Here is a 13,970-nt window from a genome sequence, read left to right on the forward strand (position 1 = left end):
GGGCGGCCAGACGCCGCCGGGCGGCTGTGACTGATCGTCCCAGGGCCGGCACCGGCAGAGCCGCTCGGGCACTCAGAAGTTCCGGATCATGCCATGACGGCTATGGGGATCACCACCGCGTCGGCCGTTCGGCTGACCTGCAGCGTGCAGCGAGGGTTGCCTGCGGGGGTCGGGGGCGGAACCCGCAGCTGAGTCTCCTCCAGTTCCCGGACCGGGCCGGCGGCCGGCATCACCGCGGCCACGGTCAGCGACCGGCCCGGCCCGGGTGCGACCCGCCACAGGACTGCCCGCCCGGGCATGCCGTGTTCGCATGCCCCTCTCAGTCAGCCGCACCACCTGCGCCCGAACCGGCCGCAGCCGCGGGCGGGACACCGGCTCACCGGGGTGGGCCCTGGAGGCCGGCACCCGCTTCAGGAACGGCTGTCGACCCGTGTCCTTCACCTCGCCATGCGAAATGGCGGGAAGACGAGCACGCTCGATTCACCCCGGCACCTCCAGGGCCGGCCCGAACCAGGCCAAGCCCCAATGACAGCCGTCCAGGCGTCAGGGCTCTCTGCTCACGGCCGACGCTCGCAGCAGGCCGTCGCCGGGCCACGGATCGCGCTCAGTCACCAGGCGCCCCACAGCAGGCCCGGCCGACCACGCCCGCGAGCGCAATTCACAGCGGCCGCCGCCGGCCGCGGCGGCCCTGCACCAGCAAGGCCTGCAGGGCCGCGAAGCGCTGCGGACCACGAACACCACCGTCGCCTCCCCCCACTGCGCACACGCTCCCCGCCCCGGGCATCCAGCCGGTCGGGCAGGCGCCCGGCGAGGACCGGGGTGCCGCATGATCACCCGGCCGGGGCCAGTGTGTTGTCGGAACATGCCGTTGTGGTTCCGTGCCTCGTCGGGGATCTGCTGCCTGAGGTCCCAGTGTTCGGCGATCCGGCCATCCTCCAAGCGGAAGATGTCGACGATCGCCGTTTCGGGGCCGCCCGGCACCCGGACGCCGTGGACGTGGGCGATCACGTGGTCGCCCTCGGCAAAGATCCGCTTCACCTCGGCGCGGAGGTAGGGGAAGTCCGCCTTGAGGGTTTCGACGAACTCCCGGAAGCCCTCCAAGCCGTCGGCGATTCGGGGGGTGTGCTGTATGTAGCTGCGACTGAGCGGCTATGCCTTCGAGCGCTCCGTCGGCGCCGTCGCGGTGGCTCTCGTGGCCGCCGGGGTGGAGGCCACGGGCCTGCGCGACATCATGGGCCGCCTGGACCTGACCCGGGTCCCGGACCGTCTGTTGCCCGGCCTGCTCGTGCTCAGCCAGGGTGCATCGCTGTTCGGAAGGCGGGGCGCATACCGGGGCGAGTGGATCCGGCAGTGGCTGGTGAAGGAATTGGCGCCGTGGCCGGCGACAAGACGTACTCCTCCCGCGCGCCTATCCGCGTCGCCGCGGTATCAAGTTGGTCATCGCGGCGAAGGCTGACCAGGCCTCCAACCGGGAGAAGACTGGCCGCTCCGGCGGGCGGCCCGTCTCTCACGACGCGGCTCTTTGCCGGACCGCAAGACGCCCTTGCTGCATCCGGCCGCGAAGCCGACGTTGGTGACGTACTCGTACTGGCCCCATTCGGAGCCGAGGTCCACGGTTGCGTCGCTGATCCATGCGTCGTCCAAGGCGGCGTCGTCTTCGTTGGCCCACGCCTCGACGATCCGGTCCCAGCGACGGACGTTGAACGTACGGAAGGACACGACGCGCTGGCGGGGCCGGTCGATCTGGGACTGGTTGACCGGGTGGAACACAACACGGATGCCGCGACCTTCACGACTGAGACGTGCGAGCAAGTACCTGGCGACGTTGTCGCGGCGCACCGTGCGGTAGGCGGTCTCGACGTTCTGCAGATGCTTCCTCGAAGGGCTGCGCTTGCCGTCCAGCCATGCCCTGAGCGTGCGGTCGGTGAGGGTGAGGCCGGCCTCGCGGGCTGCCTGGCGGGCGTGGTCGCTGCGGGTGAGGTGGTGCAGACGAGCCGGCAAGGCGTGCGCTGCTTTGTGGCCGTCAGGCACACGCCAGGTCCTGACCTGCTGGTTCGGGAGTTGCGTGAACGTGGCGCATGACAGCTCGAGTTACGGTGCGGCCATGGCGCTGGACGAGTACGGGGTGCGGTTGCTGCGCATGCGGATGGGGGATGTGCTCGCGCGCGGCACACAGATGGGGCAGCGCACCATCGCGCTCCCAAGAAGGTGCTGATCTTGCGGACGCCGGCGGCTGGGCGGCGTCGGCCGTGGTCCGGGTGCCGACGTCTTCGTATCCCGGGTAGAGGTAGTCGCGGGTGAGGGCTTGTGTGAAGCGGGCTTGATCGTCATGGACGAAGCACTGCACCTGCTCGGGGTGGCCGGCGGCCGTTTCGCGGATTTGGGCGCTCAGGACTGCGGCGCGCGCTGCCGTCGCGCGCTGCTGTGCACGTGGCACAGCAACAGGCATACGTCGTCCTCGTGTTCGGAGTCATGCAGCAGCGGGTGCAGGAGCCGGTCGGCCGACGCCTCCAGGTTCTCTTCGAGTCCGGTCCGGCCCAAGCCGCCCAACACCTCGGCGAGGCGCCCGATACCGGGGTCTATCCCACAGGAGCGGCGCTCCACCAGGCCGTCGGTGTACAGCGCCAGCGTCGATCCGGGCGGGAGCGGCACGGTGTGGTCGCGGATCTCCTGCTTCAGGGGGATGCCCAGCATGGCACCGGGCTTGGCGTCGAGGGTGCGCACCTGACCGTCGGGGGTACGCAGCACCGGTGGCGGGTGACCGGCGGCGGCCCAGGTGAGTGTGGGTTCGTCGGGATGGAAGCGTGCGATGGCCGCGGTGGCGTAGAGGTCGAGGCGCAGGCGGTGCAGGAACTGATGTAGCCGTGTCAGGAGTTGGCCGGGGCTGCTGCCGTCGACGGCGTAGGCGCGCAGGGCGGTGCGCAGCTGACTCATCATCACCGCGGCGTGCAGTCCGTGTCCGGTGACGTCTCCGATGACGGTGATCAGGCTGCCGTCGGGCTGGCGGAAGGCGTCGTACCAGTCGCCGCCGATGTTCAGGCCGCGGGTGGCGGGCAGGTAGCGTGCGGCCAGGCTCAGGCCGGGTGTGGTGGGCAGTTCGGTGAGCAGGGCGCGTTGCAGGGTCTCGGCGATGTCCCGGTTGTGCTCGAAACGTCTGGCGTTCTCCAGGGCGATGCTGGCCCGTCGGGTCAGCTCGATCAGCATGACGGCGTCGTCCGGGTCCCAGCGTTCGTCGGGCGGCGACAGCGTGAGGACGCCCTGCGATGCCCGCCGGGTGAGCAGGGGGATGCACAGCAGGGGCCGGCCGGGGTCGAGGGCCGAGGGCGGCTGGTCGTCGACACCGGGCAGCCCGCCGGGGTGATCGGCGGCGTACTGCGGGCGGCCGCGGCGGGCCGCGAGGACGGCGGCGGCCGGATGCGGGCCGCCGCCCAGCTCGTCGTCCGCACCGTCGAACAGCCAGACGTCGACGGTGCGCGCGTATCGCGGCACCAGCAGTGCAGGGAGCAGCCGAACGATGGCCTCGTGGTTCAAGGAGGCCGTCAGGGCGGCGCTGGCGTCGGCCAGGAAGGTGAGCCGGCCGCGGGCGTTCTCCGCCTCCTTGCGGGCCTTCTGCTCGGCGGCGAAGAGTTCCCGCTGGGCCCGGCCGGCGGCGTCCAGTTCAGCGTGGAGCGCAAGGACGCCCTGGTTGGTCTGGTGGAGTTCCTCGCGGTGGAACGCGACCAGTGCCTCCTGCTCGTCGAGCCGCTCCAGCAGCAGGGCCGCGTCCTCGTCGGCGCCGAACAGGGCCTCGGCCAGGGTCGCCGGGTCGTCGGCCGCCTGCTCGGCGCCGGAGACGTCCACGTCCTCGGCGCAGGGGACCGACGCCCGCCACGGAGGCTGCCGGTCCTCCGGGCGGCGCTTCGCCGGCGCCACCTCGACGCGGAAGGCGCCGCCACCGGGCGACAGAGCCACGTCCGCGGCGACCTGCCAGTCACCTCCTTTGGTGAGGCACTGGCGCAGTTGTGCGGTGAGCGCAGCCACCAGGCGCATCCGCTCGACGGGGGCCACTGCGCACCCGGCGGCCAGCCGCGCGGTGGCGATGCGGGCCTGCGCGGCGTCGGTGGTGGTGCGTACGTACCAGGTGCGGGTCATCAGGAGCCGTCCGAGGGGAAGGGACTCAGCACGACAACGGCGGTGTCGTCGCGCACCGGCAGGGCGGGGCTGCTGGCGTCCCGCACGATCGACGCGGCGATCACGGCGGGGTCGAGTGACGGTGAGGCATGTGCGGCCGGTCCGGGACTCCAGCGGCTCGGCAGGCCGTCGGTGTGCAGGACCAGGAGACAGTCGTCCGTCCACAGCTCCTGGGACTGCGGCAGCCGGGCCGGTAGGTGGGCACCGACGATGCCCGGGCGCGAGACAAGCCCCTGCCAGCGCTCGCCTCGGCGCAGCCGGGCCCCCACGTTGCCCACTCCGGCGAAGTGCAGCTGTCCTGCGGCGACGTCGATCTGCGCCACGGCCACGGCCGCACCCCTGGTCTCGCGCAGGGCTCCGTGCAGCCGCCGCAGCAGGTCCGCCGGTGACAGGTGGGGCGCGCTGCGCAGTGCCTCCACCGCGGCGGAGGAGGCGCGGGCTGCCTGAGGGCCGTGGCCCAGGCCGTCGGCCAGCAGCAGTGTCACGCGGTCGCCCGTCCGGACGCACGCCCAGGCGTCGCCGGAGAACTCCGCGCCCGCGAGGGGGATGTTGACGCCGCCGGCCCGTACCGGGACAGGGGCGGGGTACCAGCCCGCGGCGTCACGGTCCGGGCCGGGAGCGATCCTGGCCATGGCGACCGTGCCCCGCCCCGGTGTGCTGTGCAGGGCGAAGTCGCCGGCCGTGCGCAGGCACGTGCCGAGGCCGGCGCCGAGGGAGGCGGTGGTGGAGTAGCCGTCGCGCAGCGCCACGGCGGTGTCGGGCATGCCCGGTCCGTGGTCGACGGCCACGATCTGCACCACTGCGATCCTCTCGTCGCCGTAGGCCGGAACCACCGGCCCCACGAGGTCGAGGAGTATCTGCCCGCCGCCGGCGTGTTTCAGCAGATTGGTGGCGAGTTCCGTGGCCACGAGCTCGGCGGCGGCGACCCTGTCATCGGCCAGCCCGGCATGGCGGGACGCGGCCCCGGCCGCCACGCGGACGTCGCGTACGCGGGTCGAGTCGTGCACCGGCACCTCCCACACGCGTGGCATCAGGGTGCCTCACGCGGACGGGGTGGCCGGGCGGTCCATGACGTCACCGTAACGGTGGTGCCGATGCCGCGGCGGCTGTCGATGGAGAATTCGTGCACCAGGCGCCGGGCGCCGCCCAGGCCCATCCCCAGCCCCTCGCCGGAGGTGTAGCCGTCGGACAGGGCCTGGTCCAGGTCGGCGATGCCGGGGCCCTGGTCGCTGAAGACGAGCCGCAGCCCCTGGATGCCGCCGCTGCTCACAGGTGTGCACTCCAGCTGGCCCCCGCCGCCGTGGACGAGGGCGTTGCGCGCCAGCTCGCTGGCGGCGGTGACGAGTTTCGTCTGCTCGACCAGACGGAACCCGAGTTGGGCGGTCATCTCCCGCACATGCTGCCGTACTCGCACCAGATCGAGGTCCGAGTGGATGGGCAGGCAGGCGGAGACACTGCCGGTGCTGTGGGTCACGGGCTCTCCCGGTGGGCCCGCCCGGCCCGGGGCAGGGCCGACACCTCGGCCCCGAGCAGGCGCAGGGCCTCCTCGGTGTTCAGAGCCGTAAGCAACCCCGGCAGGGTCAGGCCGAGTTCCACCAGGGTGATGGCCACCGCCGGGCGCATCCCCGCCACCACGGTCTGAGCGGCCAGCAGTCGGGTCATGGCCGCGACGTCACTGAGCACGCGGCCCATGAAGGAGTCGACGACCTCGACACCGGAGAGGTCGATGACGACACCGTTGATCGCGCTGTCGGCGACGGTCGCGCCGATGTCCTGCTGGAGCTGTTCCGCTGTGCTGTCGTACAGGTCGCCCTGGAGGGTGACCAGGAGCACCCCACCGAGCCTGAGGACCGGCACGTGTCCTTCGTGCGGGAAGGTGGCGGCGCCGGTCACCGGGCCTCCACGGTCGAGGCGGGGTTCGGCACGATGTGCGCCCCCTGCTGCTGCAGTGCGTAGGCCAGGGCGTCGGCGAGGCTGGCGCGGGTGAGCACCGAGCTCAGGTCGATGCCGAGGTGGACGATGGTCTGAGCGATGGCGGGCCGGATCCCGGACACTATGCACTCCGCTCCCATCAGTCGGGCGGCCGCCACGGTCTTCATCAAGTGCTGCGCCACCAGGGAGTCGACGGTCGGCACTCCGGTGATGTCCAGGATCGCGATGCGGGCGTGCTCTTCGACGACGGCGTCCAGGAGCGTCTCCATGACCACCTGGCTGCGGGCGCTGTCCAGAGTGCCGATCAGGGGGACGGCGACGATGCCTTCCCACAGCTTGATCACAGGTGTGGCGATCTCCAGCAGTTCGAGCCGCTGACGGCTGATGAGTTCCTGCCCGGCGATCGTCGTCGTCTCCAGCATGACCAGGCGCAGTGTGCCCATGAGCACGGTCAGCGCCGTCGTGCACTCCCTCAAGTGCTCGGCGGGCGCTTCGGAGAGCTCGTCGAGCAGGAGGTCGGTGACGAGCGGTCGCAACGCGTCCATCTCGGCCGAGATCTGCGCGAGGGTGGCGCCGGCACGGGCCCGGGAGTGCGCCGTACGCGCCAACTGCTCGCGCACGACCGCGAACCCGTCCGCCTCCGCGTCCTCCACCCGCCCCGAGGCGGCCACCGCGGCCAACGCCTCCACCACTGTCCGTCCGGCTTCCACCGCCTCGTCCCGGGAGACGGTGAACACGGTGCGAAACAGCGTCGCGTCGGCCCAGCGCTGGGCGATCTGCTCCCGCCGTCGCCGGAGGAAGGCCTCGACCTCCTCCACCGGGTTGGTCTGATGTTCTGCCGCCTGCGGCTCCGGCACGTGCTTCCCTCCTCATACGGTGTGCGCTGCCCCGACCGTACGGGGAGCGCCGGACGGTACGGTCAAGGCGCCTGCCGTGGCCCCGACCGGTCGGCACAGACCACGAGCGCGTCGTCGCCGGCCACTGCCGTACCGCGGTGACCCGGCGTTCTCTCAGGACGGCACCCGGGGGGCCTCGGCCGCACGGCGGCAGCGTCCGGGGAGAGCCGGCGTCGACGACCGGAAGCCCGCCCCCGTTCCGATCGAGGTCGGGCAGGAGCACGGACAGGTGGGCGTCTTTGCGGTGGTGGGTGTGGCCGGCCGGGCCGGCGGAAGGCATCGTGACGGCCGGGACGCCGAACCGGTCGCCGCGCACCATCGCCGGCGCACACAGGCGTGCCTGGCCGTCGGTCGGCTTCTCGACGACGGGGTCCTGGCCTCCGGAAGCCCGTCCGGCCGGGCTGCGGTACGCCGGCACGGGCTCGGTGGGGCTTGGAGCCGGGTGAACGGGATGGAGCGTGGCGAAGCCGTGGTCCGCCGGGCGCGGTCGAACGCTCTTCGACGCGCAGCCGTCGCACGGTACTTCGCGGACCCTGTCCACCTGTTGGTGCGGGGCCGCGGAGCCGAGCGCGTGCCCGGCTGCCACGAATCTGCTCACGAGTCGGATACGCCATTCTCACCTGTGGCCGCCGAGCTGCCGGGGGGTCCTGTGAGGAGCGGGACCTCGACAGCACCGGTGTCCGTCGCCCTGCTCACGCTGTCGTCCTCACCGCCGCGGTCGTCCCACGGCAACTGCCGGCGCTGCTTGTGCGGCCCGCGATCGATGAACTGCCTCTCGGAGAATGTGTTTTCACTCGTCCGTCGAGGCCGCAGGCTCGGGGTGCGCCGACCGGGAGTCCGCAGTGGCGAGCGCCTCCTCGACACTGCCGACGATCGGAACGGTGATGCTGACCCCGGTCAGATCCAGGATGCGCTGGACGGCGGGCGTTGGGGAGATGACGTACACACCGCCCGAGACCTCACGCACCTCCTGATAGGCGCGCAGGACGATGTTCATGCCGGACGAGTCCATGAAGGGAACGCCGGCGATGTCGAGCAGGAAGTGGCGCCGGCCGTGGTGGAGTTGGTTGGCGAGATGGTGCTGCAACTCGGTCGCTGTATCCATGTCCAGGTCGCCCTCGACCGTGAGCAGCACGGCGTCCTCCCGGGGCAGCTCCACGTTGATCGACAAGGGATTCTGGGCAACGGACACAAAAACCTCCCACAGGCGTCGGCGATCGGTACGGGTGCCCCGACGGTCGGATTTCATGCATCGCGGCGCCGAGACACCCCAGGACCGGCCCCTGGAGGCCGTCATGGGTGGTTTCGGGCATGGCACTCCTGTCCCGCGCGTGCTGTTGACCGTCCGTCGATGCCTTCGCCCGCCTACCCCCGGATGCTCACAGCACACGGGGGTGGTGCGAGGCAGTGGCACTCCGTCGGGCCTTTGGCTGCTTTTGTGCGCATGGCTTCGAGCGGCGGTTTGGCGGCTCGCCGACTGGTCACGCGGAAAGGAGGAAGGCATCACGGATGTGGAGGAGGGGAGGGAACTCAGGCCTGCCTCAGGGTCCGTCATGGACGCACGGCGGGTCCTTCGTCCCCTCGCCTCCATCAGGGAGCGAAAGGATGAGTGAGACGTACCGGACCGGTGCCCCCAAGAGCTCGACGGGAGCGGGCCGAGAGCGCCGCGGACCGCGGAGTCCGGCGGAGGCACGCGGAGCCGTGCGGCGGGTGCTGTCCGAACAGTCGCGGGCCCGGGGCACCGCATGCCCATCGGACACGCTCTCGGACGCTTTGCTGGTGGCATCGGAACTGACGACCAACGCGATGCTGCACGGCGGCGGCATCACCGACTTCGACGCCGAGGTGGTGGGTCAGAACCTGTACCTGTCCGTCAGTGACCGGGAGCGGCGGCGGCCGGTCGCTCTCGACCCGGTCGACCGTCACGGACGACGGCGCTGCTCAGGCCGCGGATGGCCGATCGTGTGCAGGCTGTCCCGCGATGTGCTGGTGTCGGATCTTCCGGCCGGCGGCAAGCGCGTCACCGCGGTGATTCCCCTTTCGGCGCGGTGATTCCCTTTCGGCGGAGTGCCGGCGCCCGGTCGACAGCACCTGATGACCCGGACGTGCCGCTGGGCCGACGGCCGGCGGCCGCGGCCCTCGCTGGGCGGCCGCGGCCATGCTGGGCGGCCGTGCTCAGGCGACCTCGGGCTCCAACAGCCCGGCACGCAGTTGCTTGATGATGCGGCTGATGAGCCGCGAGACGTGCATCTGGGAGACGCCGATCCGATCGGCGATCTGCGCCTGGGTGAGCTCCTCGACGAAACGCAGATGGATGATCCGGCGTTCACGCTCGTCGAGCCCGTCGATCAGGGGCGCCAACGAGTGGAAGTCCTCGACGAGTTCGAGCGACGGATCCTCCTCACCGAGGAGGTCGGCCAGGACGGAATCGCCGTTTTCCGCGTCCCCCGCGACGGCGGCGTCCAAGGAAGAGCACTGGTAACAGTTGGAGGCCTTGCGAGCCTCGATCACCTCGTCCTCCGACAGGGACATCAGCTGCGAGAGCTCGCGCGTGGTCGGTGTACGGCCCAGCCGAGAACTGAGTTCTTCCGTGGCCCTGGCCAGCTCCACCCGCGCCTCCTGCAGCCGGCGCGGCACATGGACCGCCCAGCTCGTGTCGCGGAAGAAGCGCTTGATCTCGCCGACGATGTACGGGACGGCGAACGTCGTGAACTCGACCTCCCGGGACACCTCGAAGCGGTCGATGGCCTTGATCAGCCCGATGGTCCCGACCTGGACGATGTCCTCCAGCGAGTCCCCGCGGGCGCGGAAGCGCGACGCCGCGTACCGCACCAGCGACAGGTTCATCTCGATCAGCGTGTTGCGCACGTACTGGAATTCGCGGGTGCCCTCCTCCAGCATGACCAGCCGGTCGAAGAACTGACGCGACAACTCGCGTGCCTCCTGGGGCCTCACCCTCGTCGGATCCTCGATCAGCGGCAGCGCCGCCCCGTCCGTCGTGACCGTCTGCTGTGCCGTGGCCGTTGCCTGCGCCACCGTCACGGCTGCCATGCTGCCCTCCCGATCGCCGGAACCTGCGTCCTTCCCCGCGTGCCCCTGCTCGCGCGGCTCACTCCCCTTTTGTGAGCCGGAACACAGCACCGTGATGAGTTCTGGCGCGAAGTCGCCCCTCGGTGCGCTCGATCCGGACACGTTGTCGGTGGAGATCCCGGCCGACGCCGGGCCGGGTGTCAACCCTCGTGGGCCGGCGGCTGTTTGCGTGCCCGGTCGCGGGGCATGCGGGTTTTCGTGCTTCGGACCAGAGGCGCACCGGTGCGTGAGGTGTGACCGCTCCGGGGCCCAGTGCCCCGTGCACCGTTTCCCATGGAGATTCCCTGAGAGCGCATTTTCGGGAGCTGTTCCCACATGCTGGTTGAACCGTCCGCACATGGTTCCGACATCTCTGCCCGTCCCCGCGTGGCCGGCGGACGCGTCCACGACGACGCCCCCGACACCGCGGCCGACTTCGCCCACCTGGCCGCTCTGCCCGATGGCCCCGAGCGGGACGCGGTACGCGACCGGCTGACCGAGGCGTGGCTGCCCATGGCCCACCGCATTGCCGGCAAGTTCCGCAACCGCGGTGAGTCACTCGAGGATCTGCGCCAAGTGGCGGCCCTGGGACTGGTGAAGGCCATCGACCGGTACGAGCCTGGACGAGGGGCCTTCGAAAGCTACGCCGTACCCACCATCACTGGGGAGATCAAGCGGCACTTCCGCGACCGGATGTGGGCCCTCAGGGTCCCCCGTCGCGTCCAGGAGGTGCGCAACAAGGTGCGGATCGCGCGCCGCGACCTCGCCGACTCCCCCGGCGGCTCCGACCCCTCGGTCGCGGAGATCGCCGCCCACACGGGGCTCACCGCGGAGGAGGTCAACGCGGGCTTGGAAGCCATAGAGAGCTTCAGCACCCTGTCCCTCGACGCGGAGATGTCCTCGAGCGACGACGGCTTCAGCCTCGCCGACACGATCGGCACCTGCGAGGAGGCGTACGACGTCGTCATCGACCGGGAGGCGGCCAAGGAAGGCCTGCGGCGCCTGCCCGAACGTGAGCGCGCCATCCTGTACATGCGCTTCTTCGAGGACATGACCCAGAGCCGTATCGCCGACCGCCTGGGCATATCGCAGATGCACGTCTCCCGCCTCATCAGCCGGTGCTGCGCGCGGGTGCGGCACGAGGTACTGGACCAACAGCCAGGGCCGGAGGACCGCGGCGACAACGGCAGGGCCGGATGACGCAGCAGCCGCCGCGTTCCCAAGGCCCCTGCGCAGGCCCGGCCGCCTCGCTCGGAGGGCGGGCGCGACGACCACTTTCCAGGAGCCGATCGACATGCTGATGCCCCATCCGGCGATGCTGCGCAGGCTCGTCGAGGAGTACCAGACGCTCATGACCCCAGAAGGCGACGGGGAGGCCGGTGCGGGCCGAGACAACCTGTGGGCGCAGGACCTGGCCTGCGCGCTGTGCGTGTCGACCGGAACCCGGGAGGTGGGCCGGGCTGTGGAAACGGCCCGCCGCCTGCTCGCCGCCTCGCACGACCCAGAGTCGTCGGCGATCGCCGGCTGAGCTGGGCGAACGCACAGGCAAGAGGCGGCGAAAGGAAGAAGGCGACGAGGTGAGCACCGGCGGAATCTGGTCGTACCCTCCTGGGAGCGGCCACCAGGAGGGACAGGCCCTCACGGGCTTCGCGGTCGAGGCGACCGACGGGGTCATCGGTCATGTCGACCGCCAGGCCGACGACACTCCCCTGCGGCACTTGATCGTCGACACCGGCGCATGGGTGTTCGGCAGGAGTCTGGTCATCCCCGCGGGCACGGTCACGGGTATCGACCTCGAGACCCGGACGATCACGGTGGCGTGCACCCGAGCGGAAGCCAAGGCGGCTCCCCGCTTCAGGACGGACCGCGAGACGCTCGATCCCGAGTACCTGTCCGCCGTCGGTGCCTATTACGCCGCTCTGCCCCATGGTTCGGGCGCGAGCGGGTAGCAGAGGACACATGCGCGCCCCGGACGGACGACGAGGAGCGGAGACGACAGCGTGCGAGGACATGGTGAAGTGACGGAACGCGAAGTCCCTTTGGGGTGTGCCTGCGATGCTCGGGAAGTGATGAGCGTGCCGCCGCCGGCGCACGAGCTGCTGTGAAGCCGGTGGAGCGCCGTTCGCCCCGGGACGGCGCAACGGCGCGTACCCGGTCGGTCCCGATCACCAGCGCGGCGACGGCACGCAGTCATGTGCGGGCGGTCGTGGGAGACCACTGGTGTGCACCGTCCGGCCCGGCGAGTGAGCGAGCCGTCATGGATCTCCTGCTGGTCGTCTCGGAACTGGTCACCAACGCCATACGGCACGGCGGCGGCCTCGCCGGGTTCGAGGTGGACCTTCTTCCCGAGGGTGTGCGGCTGAGCGTGCACGACTACAGCGACAGCGTTCCCTCCGCCGCCTACGGGTCCGGCACACTGCCCCCCGCGCACGAGGGCAGCGGCTACGGATGGCCGCTGATCATCCGTCTGTCCCGCGAGATCCACATCGAGTGCCGCCGGAAGGGCGGCAAGACGGTGAGCGTGCTGGTGCCGCTGATGTGAGTGTGCGCTCGTGGGGCGGGCAACTCACCACGGCAGGACCACGTGCACGTCCTTGCCGTCCTCACGCACCACCACGTTGACCTGGTCGCACAACGTGTGGATCAGATACCAGCCGATACCGCCGCCACCGCCCTTGCCCGGGTGGAAGGGGCGCGGCGCCGGTGCGGTAGTGCTCGTGTCACTGACTGTCACGTGCACACCGTCGTACCCCTTACGCATCGTCACTCCGAACGGCCCCGGGGCGTACTGGATGGCATTGGCGGCAAGCTCGCTGACGACCAGCAGGATGTCGTCCCGGTACTCGGGCGTCGCCGGCGGCGAGGACCGCGCAAGCGCGGTCAGAAACTCCTCCGCGCCGAGGCGGGCTCCCGTCACATCACCAAATCCCCCGTCAAACCTGACCTCCCAGTCCTGGTTGTCTTCCGAAGACGCTTTGCCGCCCCCATGCGATTCGGTCGCCATCACACCTTCTCCGGCCCGCCCGCCGCCGGCCACGGTGACTTGTCGTACTGCTTCCACCGCTGCTGGTTCCCAGCCACCGCGCGGATACGCGTGCGAAACCGGTGGGAACCGTGGACCCTCGGGATTGTCGTGGTGGAGGGATGGCGAAGCCCATGCGTTCGTACACGTCTGCGGTCAAGGTCCGGGGGAAGTCGACGCGATGGCGGCCCGCCGGGGATGGAGATCGCGACATAGCCATGTGGCCGACAGCAGCGGCAACGGCGAAGGGGAACTTCAGGTCCTCCATGAAGAACTCGCGAGCAGGTGCATGCCCGTGGCGACCCTCCACCAGGGGGAAGCAGCCTCTGCAGCACCAGAAAGCCGCTCGGCGCCCTGGGCCAGGAGTCTGCAGTACCCCAGTCCTCCACAGGATGCCCTGCGGCGCTGACACAGGATCAGACGAAGGCCGCTGCCATGTCCGCTGGACTGCGAAATCGCTGACCAAGTTCGAAGCGCATTCGCCGCCGGACCTTGAACGGCTTCCCCACGGCGGTCGTCAAGCCGCAGCAATGAGGCGGCGCGTCACTGCTCATCGAGGGATGCCTGCCGGGTAAGGAACTCCTCGAACGCCGCCTTCTGCTTCGGATCCATGAAGCCCTGGCGGACACGGCAGGCCTTCTGCTGGAGCCGGCGAGCCTCATCGGGATCCAGTAGCTCGGCGACCACGACGCCTTTGCGAGCAGCAACCGTGCGCCCACCTACGCGACGCACTGAAGACGACGTACGCCTACGACAGCGCAGGCAGGATCACCAACTTGACCCCGCCCGGCGAACTGCCATGGACAGCGCATGCCTGCCGGTCTCAGATAGCGCCCCGACCGGGGCACCAGGGCACCCCGTTCGGCGAAGACAGCCGCAAT

At 70.6% G+C, this 13,970-nt stretch carries 17 protein-coding genes and 2 pseudogenes; 7 read left to right on the plus strand and 12 right to left on the minus strand.

The window, feature by feature from the left end:
* Positions 1-86 precede the first annotated feature (86 nt).
* Together ACIBAG_RS35900 and ACIBAG_RS35905 are read right to left on the minus strand one after the other, a co-directional pair.
* Positions 87-299, minus strand: coding sequence for a hypothetical protein (locus ACIBAG_RS35900; RefSeq protein WP_399111084.1), 213 nt, complete (start codon positions 297-299; stop codon positions 87-89).
* A 244-nt stretch (positions 300-543) separates the two neighbouring features.
* Complete coding sequence (locus tag ACIBAG_RS35905) at positions 544-1,131, minus strand: ester cyclase (protein ID WP_399111256.1); 588 nt, start codon at positions 1,129-1,131, stop codon at positions 544-546.
* A 61-nt stretch (positions 1,132-1,192) separates the two neighbouring features.
* Between ACIBAG_RS35905 and ACIBAG_RS35910 the strand changes: the two genes are divergently transcribed.
* Entirely contained in the window at positions 1,193-1,456 is a 264-nt protein-coding gene (locus ACIBAG_RS35910; protein WP_399111085.1) for a hypothetical protein, read from the plus strand.
* Positions 1,457-1,554: 98 nt separating this feature from the next.
* Here the strand turns inward: ACIBAG_RS35910 and ACIBAG_RS35915 are convergent.
* Positions 1,555-2,001: pseudogene (locus ACIBAG_RS35915) on the minus strand (transcriptional regulator); the annotation flags it as partial.
* A gap of 70 nt (positions 2,002-2,071) precedes the next feature.
* On the opposite strand from ACIBAG_RS35915, the gene ACIBAG_RS35920 reads away from it, so the two are divergent.
* Complete coding sequence (locus tag ACIBAG_RS35920) at positions 2,072-2,215, plus strand: hypothetical protein (protein WP_399111087.1); 144 nt, start codon at positions 2,072-2,074, stop codon at positions 2,213-2,215.
* 173 nt (positions 2,216-2,388) lie between these two features.
* Here the strand turns inward: ACIBAG_RS35920 and ACIBAG_RS35925 are convergent, their stop codons facing one another.
* The 6 genes from ACIBAG_RS35925 to ACIBAG_RS35950 all read right to left on the minus strand — a co-directional run bounded on the left by ACIBAG_RS35925 (position 2,389) and on the right by ACIBAG_RS35950 (position 8,190).
* Positions 2,389-4,131, minus strand: coding sequence for a PP2C family protein-serine/threonine phosphatase (locus tag ACIBAG_RS35925; protein ID WP_399111089.1), 1,743 nt, complete (start codon positions 4,129-4,131; stop codon positions 2,389-2,391).
* Positions 4,131-5,201 (minus strand): ATP-binding SpoIIE family protein phosphatase, encoded by a 1,071-nt coding sequence (locus ACIBAG_RS35930; protein WP_399111090.1) that lies wholly within the window; start codon positions 5,199-5,201, stop codon positions 4,131-4,133. Before ACIBAG_RS35930 ends, ACIBAG_RS35925 begins: the two co-directional genes overlap by 1 nt.
* Complete coding sequence (locus tag ACIBAG_RS35935) at positions 5,201-5,644, minus strand: anti-sigma regulatory factor (RefSeq protein ID WP_399111091.1); 444 nt, start codon at positions 5,642-5,644, stop codon at positions 5,201-5,203. The genes ACIBAG_RS35930 and ACIBAG_RS35935 overlap by 1 nt, the downstream gene beginning before the upstream one ends.
* Positions 5,641-6,063, minus strand: a complete 423-nt coding sequence (locus tag ACIBAG_RS35940; RefSeq protein WP_399111093.1) for an STAS domain-containing protein — start codon at positions 6,061-6,063, stop codon at positions 5,641-5,643. Before ACIBAG_RS35940 ends, ACIBAG_RS35935 begins: the two co-directional genes overlap by 4 nt.
* A complete protein-coding gene (locus ACIBAG_RS35945) occupies positions 6,060-6,959 on the minus strand; it encodes an STAS domain-containing protein (protein ID WP_399111094.1) in 900 nt (299 codons plus the stop codon). The genes ACIBAG_RS35940 and ACIBAG_RS35945 overlap by 4 nt, the downstream gene beginning before the upstream one ends.
* 829 nt (positions 6,960-7,788) lie before the next feature.
* Positions 7,789-8,190, minus strand: coding sequence for an STAS domain-containing protein (locus ACIBAG_RS35950; protein WP_399111096.1), 402 nt, complete (start codon positions 8,188-8,190; stop codon positions 7,789-7,791).
* A gap of 413 nt (positions 8,191-8,603) precedes the next feature.
* Here ACIBAG_RS35950 and ACIBAG_RS35955 point away from each other — a divergent pair, with 413 nt between their 5' ends.
* Positions 8,604-9,050 (plus strand): ATP-binding protein, encoded by a 447-nt coding sequence (locus ACIBAG_RS35955; protein ID WP_399111098.1) that lies wholly within the window; start codon positions 8,604-8,606, stop codon positions 9,048-9,050.
* Between the two features lie 123 nt (positions 9,051-9,173).
* Here ACIBAG_RS35955 and ACIBAG_RS35960 read toward each other — a convergent pair whose 3' ends face one another.
* A complete protein-coding gene (locus ACIBAG_RS35960) occupies positions 9,174-10,049 on the minus strand; it encodes an RNA polymerase sigma factor SigF (protein ID WP_399111100.1) in 876 nt (291 codons plus the stop codon).
* Between the two features lie 354 nt (positions 10,050-10,403).
* Between ACIBAG_RS35960 and ACIBAG_RS35965 the strand changes: the two genes are divergently transcribed.
* From ACIBAG_RS35965 to ACIBAG_RS35980, 4 genes are all read left to right on the plus strand, one after another.
* The gene (locus tag ACIBAG_RS35965) at positions 10,404-11,267 is read left to right on the plus strand and encodes a SigB/SigF/SigG family RNA polymerase sigma factor (RefSeq protein WP_399111102.1); all 864 of its coding nucleotides are present in this window, start codon (positions 10,404-10,406) and stop codon (positions 11,265-11,267) included.
* 94 nt (positions 11,268-11,361) lie between these two features.
* Positions 11,362-11,595 carry a DUF5133 domain-containing protein gene (locus ACIBAG_RS35970; RefSeq protein WP_399111104.1) on the plus strand — a complete coding sequence of 78 codons (234 nt, stop codon included), beginning with the start codon at positions 11,362-11,364 and terminating at the stop codon, positions 11,593-11,595.
* Between the two features lie 49 nt (positions 11,596-11,644).
* Entirely contained in the window at positions 11,645-12,016 is a 372-nt protein-coding gene (locus ACIBAG_RS35975) for a PRC-barrel domain containing protein (protein ID WP_399111106.1), read from the plus strand.
* 257 nt (positions 12,017-12,273) lie between these two features.
* A complete protein-coding gene (locus ACIBAG_RS35980; RefSeq protein ID WP_399111257.1) occupies positions 12,274-12,609 on the plus strand; it encodes an ATP-binding protein in 336 nt (111 codons plus the stop codon).
* Between the two features lie 24 nt (positions 12,610-12,633).
* On the opposite strand, the gene ACIBAG_RS35985 is transcribed toward ACIBAG_RS35980, so the two are convergent.
* On the minus strand, positions 12,634-13,071 hold the full coding sequence (locus ACIBAG_RS35985; protein WP_399111108.1) for an ATP-binding protein: 438 nt from the start codon (positions 13,069-13,071) through the stop codon (positions 12,634-12,636).
* A gap of 561 nt (positions 13,072-13,632) precedes the next feature.
* A pseudogene (locus ACIBAG_RS35990) lies at positions 13,633-13,818 on the minus strand (hypothetical protein); the annotation flags it as partial.
* Between the last annotated feature and the right edge of the window lie 152 nt (positions 13,819-13,970).

The sequence above is a fragment of the Streptomyces sp. NPDC051243 genome, assembly GCF_044455405.1.
Taxonomy (GTDB): Bacteria; Actinomycetota; Actinomycetes; order Streptomycetales; family Streptomycetaceae; genus Streptomyces.